The organism is Kitasatospora sp. NPDC097691 (assembly GCF_040302665.1).
GTDB lineage: Bacteria > Actinomycetota > Actinomycetes > Streptomycetales > Streptomycetaceae > Kitasatospora.
In genome coordinates, this window is sequence record NZ_JBEORY010000035.1 from 15,614 (window position 1) to 40,721 (window position 25,108).

Sequence of the window (25,108 nt, forward strand, 5' to 3'; positions counted from 1 at the left end):
GCGACGGGCGGGCGGGCCCGGTCAGTCGGAGTCGTCGCCGAAGTCGGGGCGGACGCCCTTGGCGAACTGGATCTCGTCGTTGCTGGTCCCGGCCGCGACCATCGGCCAGACCATGGCGTCCTGGTGGACGATGAAGTCGATGACGACCGGGCGGTCGTTGATCTCCATCGCCTGCTTGATGACGGCGTCGAGGTCCTCGGGGCGCTCGCAGCGCAGGCCCACGCATCCCATCGCCTCGGACAGCAGGACGAAGTCGGGGATCCGGGTGCCCTGGGCCGGCGGCTCGATGCCGTCGTGGCCCGGGCCGGCGTGCAGCACGGTGTTGGAGTAGCGCTGGTTGTAGAACAGCGTCTGCCACTGCCGGACCATGCCCAGCGAGCCGTTGTTGATGACCGCGACCTTGATCGGGATGCCGTTCAGGGCGCAGGTGACGAGTTCCTGGTTGGTCATCTGGAAGCAGCCGTCGCCGTCGATGGCCCAGACCGGGGTCTGCGGGCTGCCGGCCTTGGCACCCATCGCCGCGGGGACGGCGTAGCCCATGGTCCCGGCGCCGCCGGAGTTGAGCCAGGTGCCGGGCTTCTCGAACCGGATGAACTGCGAGCTCCACATCTGGTGCTGGCCCACGCCCGCGGCGTAGATCGCCTCCGGGCCGACCAGCTGCCCGATCCGCTCGATGACCTGCTGCGGCGAGAGCTGGCCGTTGGGGGCCGGCTCGTAGCCGATCGGGTAGGTCGTCTTCCACTCGTCGAGCTTCTCCCACCACTCGGCGTAGTCGCCCTTGTGGCCGGCGTCGAACTCGGCCTGGACGGCGACGATCAGGTCGGCGAGCACCTCGCGGGCGTCACCGACGATCGGCACGTCCGCCGGGCGGTTCTTGCCGATCTCGGCCGGGTCGATGTCGGCGTGGACGACCTTGGCGTACGGGGCGAAGCTGTCCAGCCTGCCGGTGACGCGGTCGTCGAAGCGGGCGCCGAGGGTGAACAGCAGGTCGGACTTCTGCAGGGCGGTGACGGCCGGGACGGAGCCGTGCATGCCGGGCATGCCCAGGTGCAGCGGGTGGCTGTCCGGGAAGGCACCGAGCGCCATCAGGGTGGTGACCACCGGGGCGCCGGTCAGCTCGGCGAGGATCCGCAGCTCGGCGGTGGCCCGGGCCTTGATCACGCCGCCGCCGACGTACAGCACCGGGCGCTTCGCGCCGACCAGCATCTTCGCGGCCTCGCGGATCTGCTTGGCGTGCGGCTTGGTGACCGGGCGGTAGCCGGGCAGGGCCGCCTCGACCGGCCAGCGGAAGGTGGTGGTCGCCTGCAGCGCGTCCTTGGCGATGTCGACCAGGACCGGGCCGGGGCGGCCGGTCGCGGCGATGTGGAAGGCCTCGGCGATCACCCGGGGGATCTCGGCCGGGTCGGTGACCAGGTAGTTGTGCTTGGTGATCGGCATCGTGATGCCGCAGATGTCCGCCTCCTGGAAGGCGTCGGTGCCGATCGCCTTGGAGGAGACCTGGCCGGTGATCGCGACGATCGGCACGGAGTCCATGTAGGCGTCGGCGATCGGGGTGACCAGGTTGGTCGCGCCCGGGCCGGAGGTGGCCATGCAGACCCCGACCTTGCCGGTGGCCTGGGCGTACCCGGTGGCGGCGTGGCCGGCGCCCTGCTCGTGCCGGACCAGGATGTGGCGCACCTTGGCGGAGTCCATCAGCGGGTCGTACGCCGGAAGGATGGCCCCGCCCGGAATGCCGAAGACGGTGTCCGCGCCCACGGCCTCCAGGGAGCGGATGAGCGACTGGGCGCCGGTCATGGTCTCGACGACGTGCTGGGGAGCGGGAGCGTTGGCGGCCGGGTTGTCCCCGCGGCGGGGGGATGCGGCGTGCTCGGTCATCTGCCTGTCTCTTCTCGGGTTTTGCCGACCCGGCTGCGGGCCCCGGTGCTGCGAGGGTGGGGTCCCGGTCCGGGTCGATCGCCGGCTCTGCCTCAATCGTCCCGCTCAATCCGACAAGTCGGAGGATCTCGGGCGGCCGAGGCCAGGGGTCTTGCGGGGTGGAACAGCGTCAGTGCAACAAAAAACCCCTCGTGCCCAAGGGCATGCGAGGGGTGGCGCGTCGGTCTGTCACGAGCAGGGCGTGCGAGCCCTGTCAGCCGACGCGCCCGCCAAGTACGAGAATTCGGGTGCGCATGGCAACGACCATCCTCCCGTCCGGGGTGGCGTGTCAAGCAGGTGGGATGACCGTCTCGCCATGCGGACCACCCGCCGGACCAGTGGCGGCACGGTGTTCGGGCAGGTCAGAGCCGCCGTGGTGACGTACGCCACGTCCCGGCGCGACGTCCGGGCGGCCACTCGTCCGGGCGTCGGCGGCCGGATGTCCGCGACGGGCGGAGAGCGGGCCCGGCTGCTTCGGCAGCGGGTAGCCGCGCCGGGCCAGCGCGCGGCGCAGCCGGGGTTCGTCCAGCGGCGGCGCGAAGGCCGAGCCCTGGCCCTGCCCGCAGCCCAGCTCCTGCAGCACGGCGACCTGGCGGGGCAGGTCCACGCCCTCCGCGGCGGTGGCCATCCCGAGGTCGTGGCCGAGCCGCAGGGCGTGCCCGGCGAGCGTGCGGGCGAGCCCGGACTCCCCGAGGCCCTGGACCAGCGTGCGGTCCAGCTTGAGGCCGTCCAGGGGCAGCCGGGCGAGGGCGCCGAGCGAGCCGCTGCCCGCGCCGTACCCGGCCAGCCAGGTGGAGACGCCGAGCCGGCGCAGCGCGGCCAGCCGCCGGCCGAGTTCGTCGGCGAGCGAGTCCGGCCCCATCCGGGCCACCTCGATCACCAGCTCGCCGGCCGACAGCCCGCTGTCGCGCAGCGCGGCGGCCACCGTCTCGTACACGCCGGGCGAGCAGAGCCGCTCGGCGGAGAGCCGGACGGCGACCGGGACGGGCTCCGGCGCGCCGCGGCTCCGGCCGTACACGCCGCGCCGGGCGGCGGCCGTGGCGACCGCCTCGCGGATCAGCCAGCGGGAGAAGCGGGTCGCCGCGTCGCCGTGCTCGGCGGAGCGCAGGAACTCGGCCGGGGTGAGCAGCAGGCCGCCCGCCGAGCGCCAGCGGGCCTGCGCCTCGATGCCGGTCACCGCACCGTCGGCGAGGTCCACCACGGGCTGGTGGACCAGGGTGAAGCCGCCCTCCCGGACGGCCAGTCTCAGCCGTTCCTCCAGTTCGGTGCGGCGCTCCAGGTCGGCCCGCATCGCGGGGGTGTAGAGCACCACCCGGCCCTTGCCCTCGGACTTGGCCCGGTACATGGCGAGGTCGGCGTTGCGCATCAGCTCGTCGGCGGCGGCTCTGGGGTCGGCGGCGGGGCCGCGTTCGGGGGTGCCGAAGGCGATGCCGATGCTGGCGGCGACGCCGAGTTCGGCGCCGCCGATCCAGTACGGCTCGGAGAGCGCGACGCGCAGCCGCTCGGCCAGCTCCTGGACCTGGAGGCGGCCGAGCGGGCCGCAGACCAGGGCGGCGAACTCGTCGCCGCCGAACCGGGCGACGGTGTCCCCGCAGCGGACGGCGCCCTGCAGTCGACGGGCGGCCTGCACCAGCAGCTCGTCGCCGACCTGGTGCCCGGCGGAGTCGTTGACCGCCTTGAAGCCGTCCAGGTCGAGGAAGAGCACGGCGATCCCGGCACCGGTGCCGCCCTGCTGGCCGCGGGAGCCGAGGGCGGCCCGCAGCCGCTGGGTGAACAGCGCCCGGTTGGGCAGGTCGGTGAGCGGGTCGTGGAAGGCGTTGTGCTGCAACTGGGCCTGCAGCATGACGCGTTCGGTGACGTCCCGGCTGTTGAGCAGCAGGCCGTCGCGGTGCCGGCTGACCGTGGACTCGACGTGCAGCCACTCGCCGTCGCCGGAGCTGATCCGGCACTCCACCCGGGCGGAGGGCTCGGCGGTGGCCGGGACGCGGTGGGCGGTGAGGCGGATCCGCGCGAGGTAGCGGCGGACCTCGGAGAGCACCCGGTCCACGTCCTCCGAGTGGACGAGGTCCAGCAGGTTGCCGCCGACCAGCTCCTCCGGATCCCGCCCGTACACGCCGAGCGCGGCCGGGGAGACGTAGGAGAGCACGCCGTTGGCGCCGGCGATCATGATGACGTCGCTGGATCCCTGCACCAGGGAGCGGAAGTGCGCCTCCTTGTGGGCGAGTTCCTGGGCCAGCGACAGGTTGTCGAGCAGCATCACGCCTTGCCTGAGGATCAGTGCCAACCCGACGGTGCAGGCGGCCGCGGCCACCACGCGGTCCAACTCGCGCCCGCCGAGGGCGTTGTAGAGGATTCCGGCGGTGCAGACCGCGGCGGCAGCGTACGGGGTGAGCGCGCTGAAGGTGGTGGCCACCCGGCGGCGCGGCAGGCCGCCGGCCGAGGGGTGTTCGCGCAGTGGGCGGCGCCAGCGCGGCGACCACGGCGCCCAGGCCAGCAGCAGGCTGCCGGAGAACCAGCCGGCGTCCAGCAGTTCGCCGGAGTGGTAGCTGCTGCGCAGCTGCGGCGAGGTGAACAGGGCGTCGCACAGCACGGTGACGGCGAGCGCCAGCATCGCGGTGTGCACCGCCGCCCGGTTGCCGTCCCGGCCGCCGAAGCGCAGCCCGATCACCAGGCTGACCAGCAGGATGTCCAGCACCGGGTAGCCCAGGTTGAGGGCCAGCCGCAGGGTGGAGCCGCCCTCGCCGGCGGCGATCCGGCCGAGCGCCAGGCTCCAGCTGAGGGTGAACAGCGATCCGGCGATCAGCCAGCCGTCGAGCAGCAGGCAGAGCCAGCCGGCCGCGGAGCGCGGGCGCTGGGCGAGCACCAGGACGCCGGTGATGGCGAGCGGGGCGAACAGCAGGAAGGCGTACTCGGCGAGCGAGTCCCGGGGCAGCGGGGTGCGCACGACCAGCTCGTACCAGCCCCAGGTGCCGTTGCCGAAGGCGACCATGAGCGAGGAGAGGCCGAACAGCAGCCAGGCCGGGCGGGCGTGGCCGCCGACGGTGCAGCCGTACACCAGGCAGGACAGGGCGGCCGCCAGGGCTGCTGCGGCCAGGCCGAAGTCGCCCATGAAGATGGACAGTTGGCGGGATCCCCAGCCGGCGGCGGCGCCCATGGCATAGGCCAGGCAGAGCGCGCCCAGGACGAGTCCGGGCAGCGTGCGGCTCTCCCGGAGCCGACGCAGCGGGCCGCGACGGACGGGCGCGGGCACGGTCTCGACGGCGGACGCGTCCGCGGGCGGTGCACCCGGGCGTCCGGTTCCGGGCAGCACCGTATCGGTGGAGCTCACTCGGCCTCTCCCCCTCCGGCCCGGGGCCTCGCGCCCCGGCCACGGGCCACCGGACGCGCACCTCTCAGCCGTACGCGGTGGCCTGGCGCCCCGTCAGGACGGTGGCCCAGGGGGTGGGTGGCCTTCCGGCCACCGCACCACACCGATGCTCCCAAAATGGACCCTACACCAATTCCGTCACTCAATGACACGCACACTCAACTTAGAGTAATGGCGCAGAGGTGGGGAAATGCCCCCGATTCCGACGGATCGGCCCGGTTGGCGGCGGCGCGCGGGCGGGGGCTCACGCGGCGCGCACGGGAGCACACGGCGGCGCCCCGCCGCCGGGAGCGGCGACGGGGCGGTGTTCCCGGCCCGGCGGCGGGCCGGGACTCAGCGGCCTGACAGGGCCTGATCGTCCGGGAACAGCCGCAGCCGGTGCGCCAGCGCGGCCGCCTCGCCCCGGCCGCCGACCGCGAGCTTGCCCAGGATGTTGGAAACATGCACGCTTGCGGTCTTCGGAGAGATGTACAGTTCCTCGGCGATCTGCCGGTTGGTCCAGCCGCGCGCGAGCAACCGGAGCACGTCCCGCTCACGGGGGGTGAGGTTGAAGGAGTCCCCGACGGACGCGGCCGGAGCCGGTTCCGCCGCCGCCCGCTCGGCGGGTGCGAGGCTCAGTCCGGCCCGCTCGGCGAGGCCCGTGATCTGCGCCCCCAGCGTCCGGTCCTCCCGGACGGCCGCCAGTTCGGCCGCCTCGCGCAGCAGTTCGGCCGCCGCCTCGCGCCGCCCGGCCAGCACCTCGGCCTCGCCGGCCCGCAGCAGGGCGAGCGCCAGCGGGTACGGCAGACCGGTCGGCCGCAGCGCCTCGACCGCGGCACCCCACTGCTCGGGGGTGTCGGCGCCCTCGGCACGGGCCAGTTCGGCCTCCAGCAGCCGGGCCCAGCCGTGGTGCAGCGGCGCCCGGGGCCGCATCCGCCCGGCCGCCGCGCCGATCGCGGCCAACGCCCCGGCCCGGCCCGCGTCGGCCTCCGGCAGGCCCCGGGTGTCCGCCTCCACCCCGGCGGCCTCGGCCAGCAGCGGGTAGACGTCGGACTCGTGGCCGAGGCGCCCCTCCTCCGCCAGCGCGGCGAGCAGTTCGGCCCGGGCGTCCAGCGGTCGGCCGCCGAGCGCGGCGAGCCGCACCGCCAGACGGCTGATCGGCACGCTGTGCTGGACCTGGCCGACCCGGTTGGCCGCCCGGGCCTGCGCCAGCATGGTCGCCGCGGTGGGCAGGTCGCCCCGGAGCAGGGCGAGTTCGCCGCGCATCCGGTCCAGGAACTCGGCGTGGGTGCCGCTCAGACTGGTCAGCTCGCAGGCGGCGAGCACCTCGGTAGCCTCCCGGACCCGCCCGAGGTCGGTCAGCGCCTCGACCAGGTTGCCGGTCAGGATGGTGCCGACGTTGCGCAGCAGGCCGTTGCCGTCCGCGAACTCCAGGCCCTCGCGGGCCAGCCGGACGGCGTCCTCGGACCTGCCCAGGCCGCGCTGCATGCTGGCCAGGTTGTTGATGCCGCGCAGCAGCAGGTCGGGCACGCCCAGCCGGCGGGCCCGCTCGACCGCCCCGGCGAGCTCGGCCAGCCCGCCCTCGGCGTCACCCTGCACGTCGTAGCGCAGGCCGCCGAGGGTCATCCGGGCGTGCACCTCGACCGAGTGCGCGCCGACCTCCTGGGCGATCCTGATCGCCCGCTCGGCGAGTTCGAGGTGCTCGGCGCCGGGCTTCTTGAGCATCGCCGAGCCGGCGCCGAGCGCGAGCACCTCGGCCTGGACGGCGGACGGCGGCAGCTGCGCCACCAGCCGCAGCGCGTGGCCGATCTCCTCCTCGTCGCCGGAGCGGCGCAGGCTGCCCAGCATCCGGGCCCGGTTGATCCGGAACCAGGCCGCGCGCACCGGGTGCACCGTCTCGTCGACCAGCCGCAGCCCGCGCTTGGCCAGGCTCAGGCCGCGCTCGCGGTCGCCGCAGCGCCGGGCCGCGACCACCGCCTCGGCCAGCACGTCCTCCAGCTGGATCCGGTCGCACTCCTCGTCGGCGGCACTGTGGTCGCAGGAGCCTGGCGGGTAGGTCTCGGCCCAGTCGTACGGGCGCAGGGTGTGCGCCAGCACCTCCTCGGAGACCATGTCCCACAGCTCCAGGGCCCGCTCCAGCATGCCCAGTTGCTCGGCGAAGGCGTTGCGGCGGCGGGCCGCGCGGGCGGCGTCCAGGGCCGTCGGCAGGGCGCGGGCCGGGTCGTGCGCGTGGTACCAGTAGTTGGCCAGCCGGGCGGGCAGCGCGTCGGTGGAGAGCAGCTGCGGCTGGGCCTCGACGGCCATCGCGAACTTGCGGTTGATCCGGTGGCGTTCGCCGGGCAGCAGGTCGTCCGAGACCGCCTCGCGGACCAGCGCGTGCCGGAACCGGTAGCCCTCGCCCTCGCTGTCCGGGCGCAGGATGTTGGCGCCGACGGCCGAGCGCAGCGCTTCGATCAGCGCTTCCTCGTCGTCGTTCAGCACGGCGGCCAGCAGGGCGTGCTCGACGTGCGAGCCTCCCTCGGCGGCGATCCGCACCACCCGCTGGGCCTCCTCGTCCAGGCCCTCGACCCGCACCAGCAGGATGTCCCGCAGCGAGTCCGTCAGCCCGGCGCCGCAGCCGTCCTGGAACGCGGTGGCCAGTTCCTCGACGAAGAACGGGTTGCCCTCCGAGCGGCGGTGGATCCGGTCCACCAGCTGGCGGTCGGGGGCGGCGGTGCCGAGGATGCCGGCCAGCTGCGCGGCCACCTCGCGGCGGTCGAACCGCTCCAGCTCCAACCGCTGGACGGTGCGCAGCCGTTCGAGCTCGGCGAGGAAGGGGCGCAGCGGGTGTCGGCGGTGCAGGTCGTCGCTGCGGTAGGTGGCGACCAGCAGCACCCGGGAGCGGTGCAGGGTGCGCACCAGGAAGGCGAGCAGTTCGCGGGTGGAGCGGTCGGACCAGTGCAGGTCCTCGACGGCGAGGACGAGGGTACGTTCCGCGCCGAGCCGTTCGAACAGCCTCGCGGTGTGCTCGAACAGCCGGGCCCGGCCGTACTCGTCGTTGGGTTCGCCGTCCGCCTCGCCGAACTCGGAGAGCAGGCGGGCGAGGTGGCCCTCGCTGCCGGCCGCGGCGGCCTCGAAGTCGGTGCCCAGCGAGCGGTGCAGCCGGCGCAGCGCGGCGGCCAGCGGCGCGTACGGCAGGCCCTCGGCGCCGACCTCCAGACAGCTGCCGATCGAGGTGACCGCTCCGCGGTCGGCGGCGCGCTGCAGGAACTCCTCCAGCAACCGGGTCTTGCCGACGCCGGCCTCGCCGCCGATCAGCACGGCCTGCGGGCTGCCGGTGCCCGCCCGGCGCAGCGCGTCGGTCAGTTCGGTGATCTCGCTGCCACGGCCGACGAAGACGGGGCTGACCGATATCTGCTGCATGGAGGCGAGCATGCCATAGCCGGTGGGGACCGGCCGAGGGGTTATCTCCCCTGGCGAACGCCCGGAGGGGGAGACGCTCACTCGCAGCGTCTCCCCCTCCGGAACTCCGTCGGCACCGTCCTGGTGCCGCACCGTCAGCATTCGGGCCGACGCACGGGGCGCCGCTGGAAGCGGGTGGCCACCGGGCGCTGCCGGAGGCGGCTCGCCTGCTTGGCCTCGCGGACCAGGCGCTCGTGCTCGGCGCGGGCCACGAGCTCGTGGGCCTGTTGCTGGAAGGTCTGGTACTCGATCACTTCGGTTCCCCTTGTGGGTTTCACTGCGTTTCGCTGACGAGTAAGAGCTTCCTCCCCCAGTGGGGGGTGCGGCATCGGGAGCGTGCCCGATCTTCCCGGGCCCGGATGCCTTAGATCGGGCTCCGGAAAAGGTTTAAGGCCCGGCCTCACCCCATTACGGAGGTGAGACCGGGCCTTAGGCCTTACTTAGGGCGCCTTAGATGCCTTAGATGCCTTAGGAAGGCAGGCTTGACAGCCTAGGAACCCTTGGGAGGGCAGCTCAGGCGGACACGCCCGGCTTCTCCAGGCTGTGCCTACTGTCCTTCCACGCCCAGCTTCTCCAGGATCAGATCCTTCACGCGGGCGGCGTCGGCCTGGCCGCGGGTGGCCTTCATGACCGCGCCGACCAGCGCGCCCACGGCCTGGACCTTGCCGTCGCGGATCTTGGCGGCGATCGCCTCGTTCTCGGCGATGGCCTGGTCCACGGCGGCGCCCAGCGCGGAGTCGTCCGAGACCACGGCCAGGCCGCGCTTCTCGACGATCGCGTCCGGCTCGCCCTCGCCGGCCAGCACGCCCTCGATGACCTGGCGGGCCAGCTTGTCGTTGAGCTTGCCCTCGGCGACCAGCGCGGCGACCCGGGCGACCTGCGCCGGGGTGATCGGCTGCTCGCTCAGCTCGGTGCCGGTCTCGTTGGCGCGGCGGGCCAGCTCGCCCATCCACCACTTGCGGGCCTGGTCGGCCGGGGCACCGGCCGCGATGGTCTCCTGGATCGGCTCCACCGCACCGGCGTTGAGGACGGACTGCATGTCCTTGTCGGACAGGCCCCACTGGGCCTGCAGCCGGGCGCGGCGCACCCGCGGCAGCTCGGGCAGGGCGGCGCGCAGCTCCTCGACCCACTCGCGGGCGGGGGCCACCGGCACCAGGTCCGGCTCGGGGAAGTAGCGGTAGTCCTCGGCGTTGTCCTTGATCCGGCCCGAGGTGGTGGTGCCGTTGTCCTCGTGGAAGTGGCGGGTCTCCTGGACGATGGTGCCGCCGTCGGTCAGCACGGTGGCGTGCCGCTGGATCTCGAACCGGGCGGCGCGCTCGACGCTGCGCAGCGAGTTGACGTTCTTGGTCTCCGAGCGGGTGCCGAACGTCGAGGTGCCGTTCGGACGCAGCGACAGGTTGACGTCGCAGCGCATCTGGCCCTTGTCCATCCGGGCCTCGGAGACGCCGAGGGAGCGGATGACCTCGCGCAGCTCGGCGACGTACGCCTTGGCGACCTCGGGGGCGCGTTCGCCGGCGCCCTCGATCGGCTTGGTGACGATCTCGATCAGCGGGATGCCGGCCCGGTTGTAGTCGAGCAGCGAGTGGGTGGCGCCGTGGATGCGGCCGGTCGCGCCACCGACGTGGCTGGACTTGCCGGTGTCCTCCTCCATGTGGGCGCGCTCGATCTCCACCCGGAAGGTCGAGCCGTCCTCCAGCTGCACGTCGAGGTAGCCGTTGAAGGCGATCGGCTCGTCGTACTGCGAGGTCTGGAAGTTCTTGGGCATGTCCGGGTAGAAGTAGTTCTTCCGCGCAAACCGGCACCACTCGGCGATCTCGCAGTTCAGCGCCAGGCCGATCTTGACGGCCGACTCCACGCCGATCGCGTTGACCACCGGCAGCGAACCCGGCAGGCCCAGGCAGGTCGGGCAGGTCTGGCTGTTCGGCTCGGCACCCAGCTCGGTCGAGCAACCGCAGAACATCTTGGTCTTGGTACCGAGCTCGACGTGGACCTCAAGGCCCATCACCGGGTCGTACGACGCCAGAGCGTCCTCGTAGGAGACCAGGGTCATGACGCTCACAGCGTCCCTTCTCACTTGAAGCTTGGGAGGTACGGGCCCGGCCGCCGCTCGCGCGGGGCCGGGCCTGGGAGCTCGGCTCGGCTCAGCCCAGCAGCACGTCGTCGGAGCCCAGCCGGCGCAGCTCGCGCACCAGCAGGGCGGTGCCGGTGATCAGTGCCGCGGCGCCGACCAGGGCGTTGACCAGCTTGAGGGTGTCGCTCTCCTCGCGGGCCTTGCGGACGTCCTTGGCGATGGAGATCGCGCCGAAGGCGCTGGTGCCGATGGACAGCCACAGGCCGGGCTTGCTGTGCTTGAAGCCCTTCAGGGAAGCGGACTGGGCCTTGGCCTTCTCGGTCTTGCTCACAGTGCCGGTGCCTCCTCCAGCAGGGTGTGCCCCCACTTGTCGTTGAGTGCGGCCTCGACGGCGCCGCCCACGCGGTACAGGCGGTCGTCCGCCATCGCGGGTGCGATGATCTGCAGGCCGACCGGGAGATTGTCCTCCGGAGCCAGGCCGACCGGCAGCGACATGGCCGCGTTGCCCGCCAGGTTCGACGGAATCGTGCACAGGTCGGCCAGGTACATCGCCATCGGGTCGTCGGCGCGCTCGCCGATCGGGAAGGCGGTGGTCGGCGTGGTCGGCGAGACCAGCACGTCCACGCCGGCGAAGGCCGCGTCGAAGTCGCGCGAGATGAGCGTGCGGACCTTCTGGGCCGAGCCGTAGTAGGCGTCGTAGTAGCCCGAGGACAGGGCGTAGGTGCCCAGGATGATGCGGCGCTTGACCTCGTCGCCGAAGCCGGCCTCGCGGGTCAGCGCGGTGACCTCCTCGGCCGAGCGGGTGCCGTCGTCGCCGACCCGCAGGCCGTAGCGCATCGCGTCGAAGCGAGCCAGGTTGGAGGAGCACTCCGACGGCGCGATCAGGTAGTAGGCCGGCAGCGCCAGGGTGAAGGACGGGCAGGAGACCTCGACGACCTCGGCACCCAGCTCGCGCAGCAGCTCCACCGACTCGTCGAAGCGCTGCATCACGCCGGACTGGTAGCCCTCGCCGGCGAACTCCTTGACCACGCCGATCCGCATGCCGCGGACGTCGCGCATCTTCGCGGCCTCGACCACGGCCGGGACCGGCGCGTCGATCGAGGTGGAGTCCAGCGGGTCGTGCCCGGCGATGGCCTCGTGCAGCAGCGCCGCGTCCAGCACGGTGCGGGCGCACGGGCCGCCCTGGTCCAGGCTGCTGGAGAAGGCGACCAGGCCGTAGCGGGACACCGAGCCGTAGGTCGGCTTGACGCCGACGGTGCCGGTGACGGCGCCGGGCTGGCGGATCGAGCCGCCGGTGTCGGTGCCGATCGCCAGCGGGGCCTCGAAGGCGGCCAGCGCGGCGGCCGAGCCGCCGCCGGAGCCGCCGGGGATGCGGGTGAGGTCCCACGGGTTGCCGGTCGGGCCGTAGGCCGAGTTCTCGGTGGAGGAGCCCATCGCGAACTCGTCCATGTTGGTCTTGCCGAGGATGACGACGCCGGCGTCCTTGAGACGGGTGGTCAGCGTCGCGTCGTACGGCGGGATCCAGCCCTCGAGCATCTTGGAGCCGCAGGTGGTCGGGACGCCCTTGGTGGTGAAGACGTCCTTCAGCGCGAGCGGGACGCCGGCCAGCGGGCCCAGCTCCTCGCCCTTGGCGCGCTTCTCGTCGACGGCCCTGGCGGCGGCCAGCGCGCCCTCGGTGTCGACGTGCAGGAAGGCGTTGACCTTCTTGTCGACGGCGTCGATGCGGTCCAGGTGCGCCTGCGCGACCTCGACGGCGGACACGTCGCCCTTGGCGATGGCGCTCGCGGTCTCGGCGGCGTCCCACTTGATGATGGGAGTACGAATCAGCTCGGTCATCTCGGTCAGTCCTCCCCGAGGATCTGCGGCACACGGAAACGCTGCTCCTCGGCGGCGGGGGCGCCGGACAGCGCCTGCTCCGGGGTGAGCGAGGGCCGCACCTCGTCCGCGCGCATGACGTTGGTCAGCGGCAGCGGGTGGGAGGTCGGCGGGACGTCCTGTCCGGCGACCTCGGAAACGCGGGCGACCGCGCCGATGATCACGTCGAGCTGCTCGGCGAAGTGGTCCAGCTCTTCGGGCTTCAGCTCAAGACGCGACAGCCGGGCGAGGTGGGCGACCTCCTCGCGCGTGATGCCAGGCATGCAGCGATCCTCAGGGTGAGTTCTGGTGAGGCCCGGCGGTGCCTTGCGGGCGGTGCCGGGCCCGGGCAGGAGCAGCCGGGTTCGGCGCTCCGTCCTCGTGGTCTTTGGACCCCATCCTATGGGGCCCGGCCCGGCCACCGGCCAACGAGTGAGCCGAGCCGCCCGTCACCGCCGGGTCGGCCTCCCCGCCACCACCCCGGCGCCGTGTCCGCACGGCGTCCGTCGCCGCGTCCGCACGGCGTCCGTCACCGCATCCGCACGGCGTCGGTCACTGCGGCCGGAAGCGCGCCCAACTCTGCGTTCCCGGCGAGTTGATCTCCATCTGCGCGGCCTGCGCGGCCTGCACCACCGGCGGCAGGACGGGCGGCAGGACGGGCGGGAGCGCCGACGGCAGCACCGGCGGGATGGCCGGCTGGACGATCGGCTTGCCCTGGACCGGCTTGCCGCCCTGGAGAGACTGGAGGCCGGCGCGCAGCTGGGGCGGCGCGCCCAGCCGCTCCACCGGCGGCGCGCCGGTGCGGTGCACCCGCAGCCAGGCGGTGGCCTGCTCGGCCGGCAGCGCGGCCGACACCAGCCAGCCCTGGACGGCGTCCACGCCCATGCAGTGCAGCCGTTCCCAGGTCTCGTCGTCCTCGACGCCCTCGGCGACGACGGTCAGGCCCAGCGAATGGGCGAGCTCCACCGAGCAGCGGACCACCGCCGCGTCGTGGTCGTCGGCGACCATCCGGGAGACGAAGGAGCGGTCGATCTTCAGCTCGCCGACCGGCAGGCTGCGCAGCCGCACCAGCGAGGAGTGCCCGGTGCCGAAGTCGTCCAGGGACATCCCGACGCCGTAGCCGCGCAGCTCGGCGAGGGTGTCGGCGGCCCGCCGGGAGTCGTCCAGCAGCAGGCGCTCGGTGATCTCCAGCTGGAGCGCGTGGGCCGGCACCTGGTGGCGCACCAGGTGGCCGGCGACGCGCTGGGCGAAGCCGGGGTTGAGCACGTCCCGCGGCGAGACGTTCACCGCGACCTGCACCTGCAGCCCCTGGTCGCGCCAGTAGGCGAGCTGGCCGACCGCCGCCTCCAGCACGTAGTCGGTGAGCCGGGGCATCAGGCCGCTGGACTCGGCGAGCCCGACGAACTCGTCCGGCGAGACCCGGCCCTGGCCGGGGCGCTCCCAGCGCAGCAGCGCCTCCAGGCCGACCACCCGGCCGTCGAAGGCCACCTTCGGCTGGTAGTGCAGCTGCACCTCGCCGGTCTCCAGGGCCCGCCGCAGGTCCCCGAGCAGTCCGATCCGGTACGGGGTGTCGGCGTCCTGGGTCTCGTCGTACTGGGCGACGCCGCTGCAGCCGCGCTGGGCGTGGCCCATCGCGACGTCGGCCCGGCGCAGCAGCGACTCGGCGTCCTGGGCGTGCTGCGGGTAGACGCAGACGCCGGCGCTGGCCTCCAGGACGAGCAGCAGCCCGTCCAGCCGGATCGGGGCGGCCAGTTCGGCGATCAGCGCCTTGGCGACCCGCTCCAGGCTGTCCGGGCAGTTGATGCCGGGCAGCAGGACGGCGAACTCGTCGCCGCCCATCCTGGCCACCATCGGGCGGCCGCGCCGGTAGTGCCGGGGCAGCCCGGCGAAGACGTCGTCGATGGACTCCCGGGTGGCGCTGCCGGCCGGGCCGCCGGATCGCAGTGCGCGGTGCAGTCGGCGGGAGATGTGAACCAGCAACCGGTCACCGGCCGTATGACCCAGTGTGTCATTGAGTGATCGGAAGCGATCGAGATCAAGCAGGATGAGACCGACGCTGTACCCCTGGTCGCACTCGGCGATCGCCTCCTGGGCGGCCAGCAGTAAGGCCTGACGGTTGGGCAGGTCCGTCAGCGGGTCGGTCAGTTGGTCGCGGGCGCGGTCCCGGGCGATCCGCCAGGCCGCCACCAGCACGGCCAGGGGCACCGCGAACAGCGGCAGCAGTTCGGGTTCGTACCGGTAGACCAGGACGGCCAGCGGGATGAGCGGCGCAGCACCGGCCAGCAGCACGCCGAGCAGCAGGACCGCACCCGCCACCCCCTGCGGCGGGCGTGTGGGCGCGCCGCCGGTCGTACGATCCATAAGCCCTGTCCTCCGTCGGGCCCGCCCCGTCAGGCCGCCTTACGGTGAGGCACCGTGCCGGTACCGACAGCTGCCGGGCATGGAGCGACCCCGCGGAGCACCGGCCCAGCCGGTGCCCCCACCCCTGCTGACACTCTGTTGCGCACCAGGGTATGCCGGGGCCCACCCGGTGGGCAGACTTTCGGACAACCGGAAACGCGCCACCGCGCACGAGTGTCACACAGTGACACAATGCCCGCTTTCACTGCACGTACCCGGTGACGTTGCATCAGGACGATAACAACACGGATCCGGCGGCTCGCCGCTCGGGGCGGCTCCGGGTCAGCCCTCGGTGGGCGCCTCCTGCGGCTCGGCGGCCGTCTCCGGCTCCGGAAGTCCCAGGTGGGCGCGGGCGGCGGCCGGTCCGTCGGCCAGCAGGACGGCGAAGCCCGCGTCGTCCAGGACGGGCAGTCCGAGCTGAACTGCCTTGTCGTACTTGGATCCCGGGTTGTCACCGGCGACCACAAAATCGGTCTTCTTCGAAACCGAACCGGTCACCTTCGCTCCGCGCGAGGTCAGCGCCTCCTTGGCGCCGTCCCGGGTGTGGCCGGCCAGCGTGCCGGTCACCACGACGGTCAGACCCTCCAGCGGGCGCTCCGCCTCCTCCTCGTCCGCGAACTCCTCGGTGAAGCGGACCCCGGCGGCGCGCCACTTCTCCAGGATGTCGCGGTGCCACTGCTCCTGGTACCACTCGACCACGGACCGGGCGATGATCGGGCCGACGCCCTCGACCGCGGCCAGCTCCTCCTCGGTGGCCGAGAAGATCCGGTCCAGGTCACGGAACTCCCGGGCCAGCTCCTGCGCCGCGACCGGGCCCACGTGCCGGATCGAGAGACCGTTGAGGAACCGCCACAGCGGACGGTCCTTCACCTTCTCCAGGTTCTCCAGCAGGACTCCGGCGGTCTTCTTGGGCTCGCCCTTCTGGTTGGCGAAGAAGGTGGCCTTCTTCTCCTCGCCGGTGCGGTCGTCCAGCTTGGGCATGCCGGTCTTCTGGTCGCGGACCAGCACCTCGATCGGGAGCAGCTGCTCCATCGTCAGCCCGAAGATGTCGCCCTCGTCCTTCACCGGCGCCTCGGCCGGCTCCAGCGGCTGGGTCAGCGCCGTCGCCGCGACGTAGCCGAGGCCCTCGACGTCCAGGCTCGACCTCCCCCCGAGGAAGGCGATCCGCTCGCGGATCTGGGCCGGGCAGAACTGGGCGTTGGGGCAGCGCAGATCGATGTCGCCCTCGGCCATCGGCCGCAGCTCGGCCCCGCACTCGTGGCAGTGCGAGGGCATCACGAACTCCCGCTCGGTGCCGTCCCGCAGGCTCTCCACCGGGCCGAGGATCTCCGGGATGACGTCACCGGCCTTGCGCAGCACGATCGTGTCGCCGAGCAGCACACCCTTGGCCTTGACGACCTCCTGGTTGTGCAGCGTCGCGTACTGCACCATCGAGCCGGCCACCTTCACCGGCTCGGCCAGCACCGCGTACGGGGTGGCCCGCCCGGTACGGCCGATGCCGACGCGGATCTCGGCGAGCCTGCCGGTGACCTCCTCCGGCGGGTACTTCCAGGCGATCGCCCAGCGCGGGGACTTGGAGGTGGCGCCGAGCCGGCCCTGCAGGGCGATCTCGTCCACCTTGACGACCACGCCGTCGATCTCGTGCTCGACCGAGTGCCGCTGCTCGCCGAACCGCTTGACGAAGGCCCGCACCTCGTCGAGCGTCCCCACCACCTCGTTGTGCCGGGCGGTGGGCAGGCCCCAGTCGTGCAGCAGCCGGTAGGCGTGCGACTGGTTGTCGATGTCGAAGCCGACCCGGGCGCCGATGCCGTGCACCACCATGTGCAGCGGACGCGAGGCGGTGACCAGCGGGTCCTTCTGGCGCAGCGAACCGGCGGCTGCGTTGCGCGGGTTCATGAACAGCCGGATCATCGCCCGGGGCCGCCTGCCCTCCCTGGCGCGCTCCTCGTTCTCCTCGCGGCGGCGCTCGTTCTCCGCCACGAAGGAGGCGTTGAGCGCCTCGAAGGCCTCGGTCGGGAAGTAGACCTCGCCGCGGATCTCCACCAGCTCGGGGATGTTCTCGCCCTTGAGCTGGTGCGGGATCTCCTTGATGGTGCGGACGTTGGCGGTGATGTCCTCGCCCACCCGGCCGTCGCCGCGCGTCGCCGCCTGCACCAACTGGCCGTTCTCGTAGGTGAGGTTGACGGCCAGGCCGTCCACCTTGAGCTCGCACAGGTAGTGGTAGTCGATGCCGTGCAGCTCGCCGGCGACGCGCTCGGCCCAGGCGGCGAGCTCGTCGTCGTCCATCGCGTTGTCGAGGCTGAGGAGGCGTTCGCGGTGCTCGACCTCGGCGAACAGCTCCGTCGGGGCGCCGCCGACCTTCTGCGTCGGGGAGTCGGGGGTGACCAGGGCCGGGTGCTCGGCCTCCAGCGCCTCCAACTCGCGCATCAGGGCGTCGAACTCGGAGTCGCTGACGACCGGGGCGTCCTGCTCGTAGTAGCGGGCGCGGTGGTCGCTGATCTCCTGCGCCAGCTCCGCGTGCCGCCGGCGCACCTCCGCCGGGACGTCCTCCCAGCCCTCGACAGCCGTCACCGCAAGCCCTCCTACGTTCTCATTCCGGGTTGTCCACCAGGCTCTGCGCCGCCCGTACGCTCTGGGACAGCGCCCTGCGCGCGTACGCCGGGGAGGCCCCGGCCAGCCCGCAGGTCGGCGTCACCAGCACGCGGCGGCCCAGCAGCTCCGGGGCGAACCCGAGCCTGCGCCACAAGGTCCTGACACCCTGGACACTACCGGCCGGGTCCGACACCGCCTGGTCAGTGGCGGGGACGACACCAGCGAGGATCATCGTGCCCGCCTCCACCGCCTCGCCCAGGTCGTCGTCCGAGCGCTCGGTGAGGAGGGAGAAGTCGAGCGAGATCCCGGCGACTCCGGCCCGGCGCAGCAGCGGGACCGGGACGTCCGGCGCGCAGCTGTGCACGACGACCGGCGCGTCCAGGCCGCGGATCGTCTCCCGCAGCACCTCCTCGGCGACCTGCCGGTCGACGGCGCGCAGCCGCTGGAAGCCGCTGGCCGTCTTCACCGCACCGGCCAGCACGGCGGGCAGCGAGGGCTCGTCGAGCTGGAGCACGACCTCCGCGCCCGGGATGCGCTTGCGGACGTCGGCGAGGTGGCGGCGCAGGCCCTCGGTGAGCGAGCCGGCGATGTCCCGGCACGCCCCGTGGTCGGCGAGCGCCTTCTCGCCGTGCTTCAGCTCGATGCTCGCCGCCAGCGTCCACGGGCCGACGGCCTGCACCTTGAGCGCGCCCTCGTACCCCTGGGTGAACTCCTCCAGGGCGTCCAGGTCCTCGCCGAGCCAGGAGTGGGCGCGCCGGGTGTCCCGGCCCGGGCGGTCGGTGAACCGCCAGCCGCTGGGCTCGGTCTGCGCGAACAGCTCGACCAGGAAGCCGGCGCCGCGGCCGATCATGTCGGCGCCGGGGCCGCGCGCGGGCAGCTCGGGCAGGAACGGCAGGTGCTCCAGCGCCCCGGTGGAGGTCTTGGCGGCCTCCCGGGCGTCGGTGCCGGGCAGCGAGCCGACGCCGGTGGCGGCGCCGCGCAGGTCGGGGAAGGCGTGTGGAGTGCTCACCCGTCCGAGCCTAGTGCGCGGCGCCGACCCGGTTCGCCGGTACCCGGGTCCGGTGCCCGGGTCCGGGGCGTGGGCGTTCGGTGGCCGGGGGTTCCGGTGGCCCGGGTCAGCGCCCGGGGCGGACGGTGATCTCGGTGATCTCCGCGTCCCGGGAGGCGTCGAGCGCGGCCAGGACCGCCTTGGCGACGGACTCGGGCTCGATCCAGCGGGCGGCGTCGTACTCCTTGCCCTCCTGCTGGTGCACCTTGACCTGCATCGCGGTCGCCGTACGGCCGGGGTACACCGAGGTGACCCGGACGCCGCCGGCGTGCTCCTCCTGGCGCAGCGAGTCGGCGAGCGCCCTCAGGCCGTGCTTGCTCGCCGCGTACGCCGACCACTCGGCGTGGGCGTTGAGGCCGGCGCCGGAGTTGACGAAGACCACGTGGCCCTTGGCGAGCCGGAGGGAGGGCAGCAGGAGGCGGGTCAGCTCGGCGGGGGCGATCAGGTTGACGTTCAGCGTCTCCTGCCACGCCTTGACCGGCAGTTCACCGACCGTGCCCAGCTCGACCACGCCCGCCACGTGCAGCAGGGAGTCGAGGGTGACGGGCAGCTGCTGGTGCCCGAAGGCCCAGGACAGCTTGGCCGGATCGCCGAGGTCCCCGACGAGGGTGCGGGCACCGGGGAAGCGCTCCCGCAGCTCGGCGGCCCGGCGGGCGTCGCGGGCCAGCAACCAGAGGTCGTCCCCGCGCTCGGCGAGCTTCCCGGCCAGGACGGCGCCGATGCCGGAGCCGGCGCCGGTGATCAGATGTGCAGCCATGGGTCCGATCCTCTCAGGCCTTGAGCTGCGCAAACACCTCGGCGGGCGTGTCCGCGAAGGTGATCAGCTCGGTGAGCGGCCGGGGCAGGAAGCCCTCGGCGTCCATCCGCTCCAGCTGGGTCCGCAGGCCCGCGTAGAAGCCCTCGGTGTCCAGGACGACGACCGGCTTCTCGAACATCCCGTGCTTCTTGAGCTCCAGCACCTCGGTGACCTCGTCCAGCGTGCCGAGGCCGCCGACGAGCACGACGATCGCGTCCGCGCGGGCCGCCAGCTCCGCCTTCCGCGCGGCCAGGTCGGCGGTCATGACCAGCTCGTCGGCGCCGACGTACCCCTTGTGCTTCAGCATCTCGACCATGATGCCGACCAGCGTGCCGCCGGCCGCCTTCACCTCGTCGGCGAGCAGGCCCATCAGCCCGGCGTTCGAGCCGCCCCACACCAGGGTGTGCCCGCCCTCCCCCAGGAGCCGCGCGAACTCCGCGGCGGGGGCGGTGTAGCGGTCGTCGAGCGAGTACGCGGAGCAGAAGACGCAGATATTCATAGTGCCCACTGGTCTATCACGCCCCGCGGCCGGGGTTCACCGGCATTACGCCCGGCCACCGGTACCGAGCGGAACCGGCAGCCCCTAGGGTGCTGCGCGTGCCCCACCTTGAGATATCCGACCTGATCACGGCCGTGGACCCGCGCGACGGCCGCCGGCTCCCGGTCCGTCGCGACGAGGTCGTCCGGCAGCTGCGGGAGAACGGGGACGAACGCGCGGCCCGGGTCGTCGCCGGGATGCCCGCCGACCCGGACGGCGCGCTCGACCCGCACGCCGTGGACCGGCTGCTCGTCAGCGTGCACACCGAACTCCAGCGGCTGAGCGAGGAACTGCGCATCGGCACCCGCCTGGTCCACCTGCTCCGGCCGCTGTTCACCGCGATCCGGGCGGCCGGCGACCGGCCCGGCCCGTACCGCCTGGTCGACATCGGCTGCGGCCTCGGCTACCTCGCCCGCTGGCTCGCCGCCACCGGCGCCCTCGGCCCCGACGTCGAGATCGTCGGCGTCGACCTCAACGCCGCACTGGTCGGCGAAGCCGACCGCCTCGCCCGGGCGGAGGGGCTCGACTGCCGCTTCGTCCACGGCAACGCCTTCGAACTGCCGGAAGCCGCGACGGTCTACGTCTCCACCGGGGTGCTGCACCACTTCGGCGCCGCCGCGTTGGGCGAGTTCTTCCGGGCCCAGGCCGCCTCCCCCGCACTCGCCTTCTGCCACTACGACATCGCCGCGACCCGCCTCGCGCCCATCGGCGCCTGGGTCTTCCACCGCGCCCGGATGCGCCACCCGCTCGGCCGCCACGACGGCGTCGTCTCCGCCCTGCGCGCCCACCCCGACGAGGTGCTGCTGCGGGCGGCGGCGGTGCCCGGCATGCGCGCGCTGATGTATGAACCGCGCGGGCTGTCCAACCCGTTCTGCACCACGCTGCGGCCGGTCCTCGGGGTACGGCCGGGCCTGGAGGAGCCGCTGCGGCAGGCCCTCGGACGCCGTGCCCGACGGCTGGTCGGCCCGGAGCACCTGGGCGAGGCCGCGCGATGACGCCTGCCCTGCCCCTCCTGCTGCTGGGCCTGGTCGACTCGGCGTTCAGCGGCTTCCGCGCCTACGCCGGCCGCGACGCCCGGATCCGCAAGCACCGGCGCAACGTCCGGTCCGCCGGGCGGGGGCTCGCGGTCGGGGCCGTCCTGCTGCTCGCGCCTGCGGTGGTGGCGGGCCTGCTGCTGGTGACGGCCGCCGACCGGGAGCGGACGTACGCCGACCTGACCGCCGGCGCTCTCGGCTACCTGCTCCCGCTGGCCGTCTACGCGGCCGCCGTCCTGCTCTCCCTCGCCGCCTACTTCACCCTGCCGTTCCGCGCCGGCACCCTGGCGATGGTCATCGGCCTCGGCCCGCTGACGCTACTGCGGCCGCTCGCCGTCGCCACCGCCTGCGTCTGTGCCCTCCTCAACGGCGGCGGCACTCCGTCCCTGCTGGTCGGCTCGGTCGCGGGCGCGGCGGTCCTGTGCGTCGAACCCCTGGTGCACCGCCGCTGGTACGGCGAGGTGCAGTAGGGGCCGACCGGGGGGAGCGATCAGTCCTTGTACGGAAGCAGCTTCGACAGGCTCAACGAGAATCCGAAGGGCTCCGGAATGCCGATCGCATCGCCGAACTTCCGGTCGCTGCGCGTGTGGTAGCGGTCGTGGTTCGGCTCGGAGAACAGCGTCACCGTCTGCTGGCGCGGGTCCACGATCAGGTAGAGCGGGATGCGCATCACGGCGTAGTCGTGCAGCTTGTCCATCCAGTCGTTCCCCGGATTCGACGGCGAGACGATCTCGACGGCGATCAGGGCCTCGGCGGCGGGGCCTTGTTGCCCGGCTCGGAAAGGACGTTCACCGGCAGGTACGTCAGGTCCGGCTCGCGCCCCTTGGAGACGTCCGGGCTGACGATCCCGCTCCGCTCGCTGGGGAGGTAGCCGTCAGGAGCGTGCTGCTCGAACTGCCGGCGCACCTGGGCCAGGTTGAGCTGGTGGATGCCGGACGGCGGCGCCTGCATGATCAGCGTGTCTCCGGACCATTCGATCCGGACGCCCTCCGGGGCGATCCGCTCCAACTCCTCGATGAAGTCGCGGTGCTGCTCGTAGAAGCTCATGTCGTCCTCTCCGGAGGGTGCGCCTTGGGAACCGTAGCCGCCGGACCCGACACCCGGGTGAAGGCCCGGCGGTAGCTACGGGGCGGGACTCCCCGGCGGCGGACGAACTGTTCGCGCAGGACGGCCGCACTGCCGTAGCCGACCCGGCGGGCGATCTCCTCGACCGGCAGGTCGGTCGTCTCCAGGAGTTCCTCGGCGCCGCTCAGCCGCAGGTCCCGCAGCCAGGCGTGCGGGGTGGTGCCGGTGGCCGCGGCGAAGCGGCGGAGGAAGGAGCGCTTGCTCATCATCGCCCGCTGCGCCAACTCCGCGACCGGCAGCGGCTCGTGGAGGTTCTCGCGGGCCCAGGCCAGCACCTCGGCGAGGCGCTCGTCCTGGCCGTCCTCGGGGACGGGCACGGCCAGGTACTGGGCCTGCCCGCCGTCGCGGTGGGAAGGCAGCACCATGTCCCGGGCGATGTGGTTGGCCAGGGCCGTTCCGTGCTCCCGCCTGATCAGGTGCAGGCACAGGTCGAAGCCCGCGGCGGCTCCCGCTCCCGTGGCGATCCGCCCCTCGTCGAGGTAGAGCGCGTCGGGTTCGACGGTGACGTCCGGGTAGGTGCGGGCCAGCAACCCGGCGAACCGCCAGTGCGTGGTGGCCCGGCGGCCGGCGAGCAGACCGGCGGCGGCGAGCGCGAACGTGCCGACGCAGTGGGCGGCGACCAGCGCACCGCGCTCGTGCGCGGCCGACAGCGCGTCGAGCACGGCGGGAGGGGGCGGGGTACGGAATCCGGCGCCGGGCAGGGCGAGCACGAGATCGGCGGCGGCCAGTCGGTCCAGGCCGTGCTCGACGGCGATCGGCACGCCCAGGTCGGTCGGGACGCTCCCCGTCCGGTCCGCGCAGAGGGCGAAGTCGAAGCCCGGCGCCGCCTCCCCGTGCGGGCCGAACACCTCGGCGACGATGCCGACGGCCAGCATGCCGACGCCGGGCGGGACGTACGCGGCGACGGTCGTGAAGGGAGCCGTGGATGCCATGCGCGGATGATGGCACATTTCCTGCGATCAGTGGCATCAGTGCCACTCGTCGGGGGCCGACCCGTCCGAAAGGATCGGGGCATGAACGACGCACCGCTCGGCCGCAGCGCCAAGTACCAGGTCCTGACCACCGGATACGTCGGCTCCACCGGCCCCGGGGTCGCCGCCACCGTCTCCTACGTCGCGGACGCGGGACGGCACGTGATCTTCGACCCGGGCATGGTCGCCGGCCACGACGACATCCTCGCCCCGCTCGGCGAGTTGGGGCTCGGCCCTGACGACATCACCGATGTCGTGCTCAGCCACCACCACCCGGACAACACCATGAACGTCGGCCTGTTCGGGAAGGCCCGGGTCCACGACCACCAGGTCGAGTACCGGGGCCACCACTGGACCAACCGCGACGCCGAAGGCTACGAACTCACTCCGTCGCTGCGGCTGATCCGCACCCCCGGCCACAGCCACGAGGACATCACCCTGCTGGCCGGAACGGACGCGGGCGTCGTCGCCTTCGCCGGCGACCTGTGGTGGCACCGGAACGGCCCGGCCGACGACCCAGTCGCCCCCGACCGCGAGGTCCTGCGGGCCTCCCGCCGCCGGGTGCTCGCGGCGGCGGACGTCATCGTCCCCGGCCACGGCGCCCCGTTCACGGCCGACGACAACCCGCCGCTGTAGCAGGGCCACTGCTTGTCTCGACCTCAGCGAAGAGTCACGCACCCGGCGGCCTGCTCGGCAAGCAGGCCGCCGGGCAACTGTCGTGACGATCTCCTCGTCCAGCGTCGGGCGACAGGCCTGCCGTTCTACCGGACGGCCGGGCCCCGAGTACCGCCCGGCCACCGCTCACGGGTGCTGGAACAGCACCTCCGGGTTGGTCGCCGACGGGCCGTCGAGCAGGGGCGGGTGGAGGCCCTTCAGGGTCCGGTCGAAGAAGGCTCCGACGTACTCCCGGGTCAGCTGCATGCCGCGCTCCGGTGAGGTGGTCGTCCCCGGGGGGAGGGGCAGACCCATCTCGGTGGCGAGGACCGGGACGTCCGTGAAGCCGGCGTGCGTGGTGCCCGCGACGGCCAGCCAGGGCTTGTAGCCCTTCCATCCGGCCCAGGCCTGCCCCCAGGAGGGGTCCCCGCCGTCGGCGGTGTGGTTGCTCTGCTTGCCGAGCAGGAGGAACGAGCGGCCCTCCAGCGTGTCGGCCGGGACCGGCGGGAAGAACGTGCCGTCCATGTTCACCCCGGCCTGGATCCGCCGGTCGTCGGCCATCGCCGACAGCACCGACGCGCCACCGATCGAGTGTCCGGCCATGCCGATGCGGTCGCGGTCGATCAGGTGCGCCAGGCGCCAGGCCGGGTGGTGCCCGGTCAGTCGGTCCAGGACGAACGAGACGTCCTTCGCCCGGCTGTCGGGGAGCGTGTCCGGGGCGCCGCTGTCGCACAGCGCGCAGCCCGGGGTGGTGCCGTCGGCGAGCGTCTCGCCGGAGTCTTCGTAGGTGTGGCCGACCAGCGCCACCACGTAGCCGTGCGCGGCCAGGTCGGTGGCCAGGCCGGTCAGCGTGGCGCGGGGGTTCTCGAAGCCGGGCGAGAGGATGACCAGCGGGAACGTCCCGCCGGCGGCCTTCGCGTCGGTGTAGGCGTAGGTCCTGGTGGCGGCGACGTCCTGCGGCTGGAGTCCGGTGCCCGGCGGAACGCGCGTCGCCACGAAGTTCTGTGCTTCGCCGAGGGTCATGTAGGGAGCGGGGACGCCGGTGCCCTGCCGGGCCGGGTAGAACATCGACACCGCCAGCTGCCGCGGCCCGGCCGACGGCACCCAGGGGTCGGTGCGGTCCTGGTCGGTCAGGTGCAGCACCTCCTCGCCGACCGCGTACGGCCCGGTCGGGCGGGGCAGTTCGCCGTGGAAGGCGGCAGGGGCCGAAGCGACGGCGGACGGCGACGGCGAGGCCGTCGCGGCCCCGGCCATCGGGAGGGGCAGGGCGAGAACGAGGGCCGCGACGGCCGCGATACGGCGGGTTCGGTTCATGACCGTGAGA

General features: G+C 73.2%; 18 protein-coding genes and 2 pseudogenes. 3 read left to right on the plus strand and 17 right to left on the minus strand.

Going from position 1 to position 25,108, the window contains the following annotated elements:
• Positions 1-21: 21 nt before the first annotated feature.
• The 13 genes and pseudogenes from ABTY56_RS23570 to ABTY56_RS23630 all read right to left on the minus strand — a co-directional run bounded on the left by ABTY56_RS23570 (position 22) and on the right by ABTY56_RS23630 (position 19,961).
• The gene (locus tag ABTY56_RS23570; protein ID WP_350630967.1) at positions 22-1,875 is read right to left on the minus strand and encodes an acetolactate synthase large subunit; all 1,854 of its coding nucleotides are present in this window, start codon (positions 1,873-1,875) and stop codon (positions 22-24) included.
• A gap of 328 nt (positions 1,876-2,203) precedes the next feature.
• Entirely contained in the window at positions 2,204-5,137 is a 2,934-nt protein-coding gene (locus tag ABTY56_RS23575) for a putative bifunctional diguanylate cyclase/phosphodiesterase (RefSeq protein ID WP_350631023.1), read from the minus strand.
• A 477-nt stretch (positions 5,138-5,614) separates the two neighbouring features.
• The gene (locus ABTY56_RS23580; RefSeq protein WP_350630968.1) at positions 5,615-8,662 is read right to left on the minus strand and encodes a helix-turn-helix transcriptional regulator; all 3,048 of its coding nucleotides are present in this window, start codon (positions 8,660-8,662) and stop codon (positions 5,615-5,617) included.
• A 134-nt stretch (positions 8,663-8,796) separates the two neighbouring features.
• Positions 8,797-8,955, minus strand: a complete 159-nt coding sequence (locus tag ABTY56_RS23585; protein WP_350630969.1) for a hypothetical protein — start codon at positions 8,953-8,955, stop codon at positions 8,797-8,799.
• A 293-nt stretch (positions 8,956-9,248) separates the two neighbouring features.
• Positions 9,249-10,760 carry an Asp-tRNA(Asn)/Glu-tRNA(Gln) amidotransferase subunit GatB gene (gene gatB, locus ABTY56_RS23590; protein ID WP_350630970.1) on the minus strand — a complete coding sequence of 504 codons (1,512 nt, stop codon included), beginning with the start codon at positions 10,758-10,760 and terminating at the stop codon, positions 9,249-9,251.
• A gap of 82 nt (positions 10,761-10,842) precedes the next feature.
• Complete coding sequence (locus tag ABTY56_RS23595; protein WP_350630971.1) at positions 10,843-11,103, minus strand: hypothetical protein; 261 nt, start codon at positions 11,101-11,103, stop codon at positions 10,843-10,845.
• Positions 11,100-12,608 (minus strand): Asp-tRNA(Asn)/Glu-tRNA(Gln) amidotransferase subunit GatA, encoded by a 1,509-nt coding sequence (gene gatA / locus ABTY56_RS23600; protein ID WP_350630972.1) that lies wholly within the window; start codon positions 12,606-12,608, stop codon positions 11,100-11,102. The genes ABTY56_RS23595 and gatA overlap by 4 nt, the downstream gene beginning before the upstream one ends.
• Positions 12,609-12,613: 5 nt before the next feature.
• Positions 12,614-12,910, minus strand: a complete 297-nt coding sequence (gatC, locus tag ABTY56_RS23605) for an Asp-tRNA(Asn)/Glu-tRNA(Gln) amidotransferase subunit GatC (RefSeq protein WP_030057414.1) — start codon at positions 12,908-12,910, stop codon at positions 12,614-12,616.
• A 268-nt stretch (positions 12,911-13,178) separates the two neighbouring features.
• Positions 13,179-14,924, minus strand: a pseudogene (locus ABTY56_RS23610) (putative bifunctional diguanylate cyclase/phosphodiesterase); the annotation flags it as partial.
• 384 nt (positions 14,925-15,308) lie between these two features.
• On the minus strand, positions 15,309-17,597 hold the full coding sequence (ligA, locus tag ABTY56_RS23615; RefSeq protein WP_350630973.1) for an NAD-dependent DNA ligase LigA: 2,289 nt from the start codon (positions 17,595-17,597) through the stop codon (positions 15,309-15,311).
• Between the two features lie 19 nt (positions 17,598-17,616).
• Entirely contained in the window at positions 17,617-18,627 is a 1,011-nt protein-coding gene (locus ABTY56_RS23620) for a methionine synthase (RefSeq protein WP_350630974.1), read from the minus strand.
• A gap of 106 nt (positions 18,628-18,733) precedes the next feature.
• Positions 18,734-19,423: an SDR family oxidoreductase gene (locus tag ABTY56_RS23625; protein WP_350630975.1), complete on the minus strand. Its 690-nt coding sequence runs from the start codon at positions 19,421-19,423 to the stop codon at positions 18,734-18,736.
• Positions 19,424-19,436: 13 nt separating this feature from the next.
• Positions 19,437-19,961, minus strand: coding sequence for an LOG family protein (locus ABTY56_RS23630; RefSeq protein WP_350630976.1), 525 nt, complete (start codon positions 19,959-19,961; stop codon positions 19,437-19,439).
• A 98-nt stretch (positions 19,962-20,059) separates the two neighbouring features.
• Here ABTY56_RS23630 and ABTY56_RS23635 point away from each other — a divergent pair, with 98 nt between their 5' ends.
• A complete protein-coding gene (locus tag ABTY56_RS23635; protein ID WP_350630977.1) occupies positions 20,060-20,995 on the plus strand; it encodes an SAM-dependent methyltransferase in 936 nt (311 codons plus the stop codon).
• Positions 20,992-21,504 (plus strand): hypothetical protein, encoded by a 513-nt coding sequence (locus ABTY56_RS23640; protein ID WP_350630978.1) that lies wholly within the window; start codon positions 20,992-20,994, stop codon positions 21,502-21,504. The genes ABTY56_RS23635 and ABTY56_RS23640 overlap by 4 nt, the downstream gene beginning before the upstream one ends.
• A 20-nt stretch (positions 21,505-21,524) precedes the next feature.
• Here the strand turns inward: ABTY56_RS23640 and ABTY56_RS23645 are convergent.
• The 3 genes and pseudogenes from ABTY56_RS23645 to ABTY56_RS23655 form a co-directional block, all read right to left on the minus strand.
• Positions 21,525-21,794 (minus strand): annotated as a pseudogene (locus ABTY56_RS23645) (Uma2 family endonuclease); the annotation flags it as partial.
• Positions 21,776-22,081 (minus strand): hypothetical protein, encoded by a 306-nt coding sequence (locus ABTY56_RS23650; RefSeq protein WP_350630979.1) that lies wholly within the window; start codon positions 22,079-22,081, stop codon positions 21,776-21,778. The gene ABTY56_RS23650 and the pseudogene ABTY56_RS23645, both read right to left, overlap by 19 nt.
• Positions 22,078-23,091 carry a GlxA family transcriptional regulator gene (locus tag ABTY56_RS23655; protein ID WP_502893173.1) on the minus strand — a complete coding sequence of 338 codons (1,014 nt, stop codon included), beginning with the start codon at positions 23,089-23,091 and terminating at the stop codon, positions 22,078-22,080. The genes ABTY56_RS23650 and ABTY56_RS23655 overlap by 4 nt, the downstream gene beginning before the upstream one ends.
• Positions 23,092-23,172: 81 nt before the next feature.
• Between ABTY56_RS23655 and ABTY56_RS23660 the strand changes: the two genes are divergently transcribed.
• A complete protein-coding gene (locus ABTY56_RS23660) occupies positions 23,173-23,766 on the plus strand; it encodes an MBL fold metallo-hydrolase (RefSeq protein WP_350630980.1) in 594 nt (197 codons plus the stop codon).
• 165 nt (positions 23,767-23,931) lie between these two features.
• Here ABTY56_RS23660 and ABTY56_RS23665 read toward each other — a convergent pair whose 3' ends face one another.
• Positions 23,932-25,098, minus strand: a complete 1,167-nt coding sequence (locus ABTY56_RS23665; RefSeq protein WP_350630981.1) for an alpha/beta hydrolase family protein — start codon at positions 25,096-25,098, stop codon at positions 23,932-23,934.
• Between the last annotated feature and the right edge of the window lie 10 nt (positions 25,099-25,108).

Coding starts and splice junctions, on each gene's coding strand:
- ABTY56_RS23570 (WP_350630967.1), bottom strand. CDS start 1,875: ATGACCGAGCACGCCGCATCCCCCCGCCGCGGGGACAACCCGGCCGCC.
- ABTY56_RS23580 (WP_350630968.1), bottom strand. CDS start 8,662: ATGCAGCAGATATCGGTCAGCCCCGTCTTCGTCGGCCGTGGCAGCGAG.
- gatA (WP_350630972.1), bottom strand. CDS start 12,608: ATGACCGAGCTGATTCGTACTCCCATCATCAAGTGGGACGCCGCCGAG.
- gatC (WP_030057414.1), bottom strand. CDS start 12,910: ATGCCTGGCATCACGCGCGAGGAGGTCGCCCACCTCGCCCGGCTGTCG.
- ABTY56_RS23625 (WP_350630975.1), bottom strand. CDS start 19,423: ATGGCTGCACATCTGATCACCGGCGCCGGCTCCGGCATCGGCGCCGTC.
- ABTY56_RS23630 (WP_350630976.1), bottom strand. CDS start 19,961: ATGAATATCTGCGTCTTCTGCTCCGCGTACTCGCTCGACGACCGCTAC.
- ABTY56_RS23640 (WP_350630978.1), top strand. CDS start 20,992: ATGACGCCTGCCCTGCCCCTCCTGCTGCTGGGCCTGGTCGACTCGGCG.
- ABTY56_RS23650 (WP_350630979.1), bottom strand. CDS start 22,081: ATGAGCTTCTACGAGCAGCACCGCGACTTCATCGAGGAGTTGGAGCGG.
- ABTY56_RS23655 (WP_502893173.1), bottom strand. CDS start 23,091: ATGGCATCCACGGCTCCCTTCACGACCGTCGCCGCGTACGTCCCGCCC.
- ABTY56_RS23660 (WP_350630980.1), top strand. CDS start 23,173: ATGAACGACGCACCGCTCGGCCGCAGCGCCAAGTACCAGGTCCTGACC.
- ABTY56_RS23665 (WP_350630981.1), bottom strand. CDS start 25,098: ATGAACCGAACCCGCCGTATCGCGGCCGTCGCGGCCCTCGTTCTCGCC.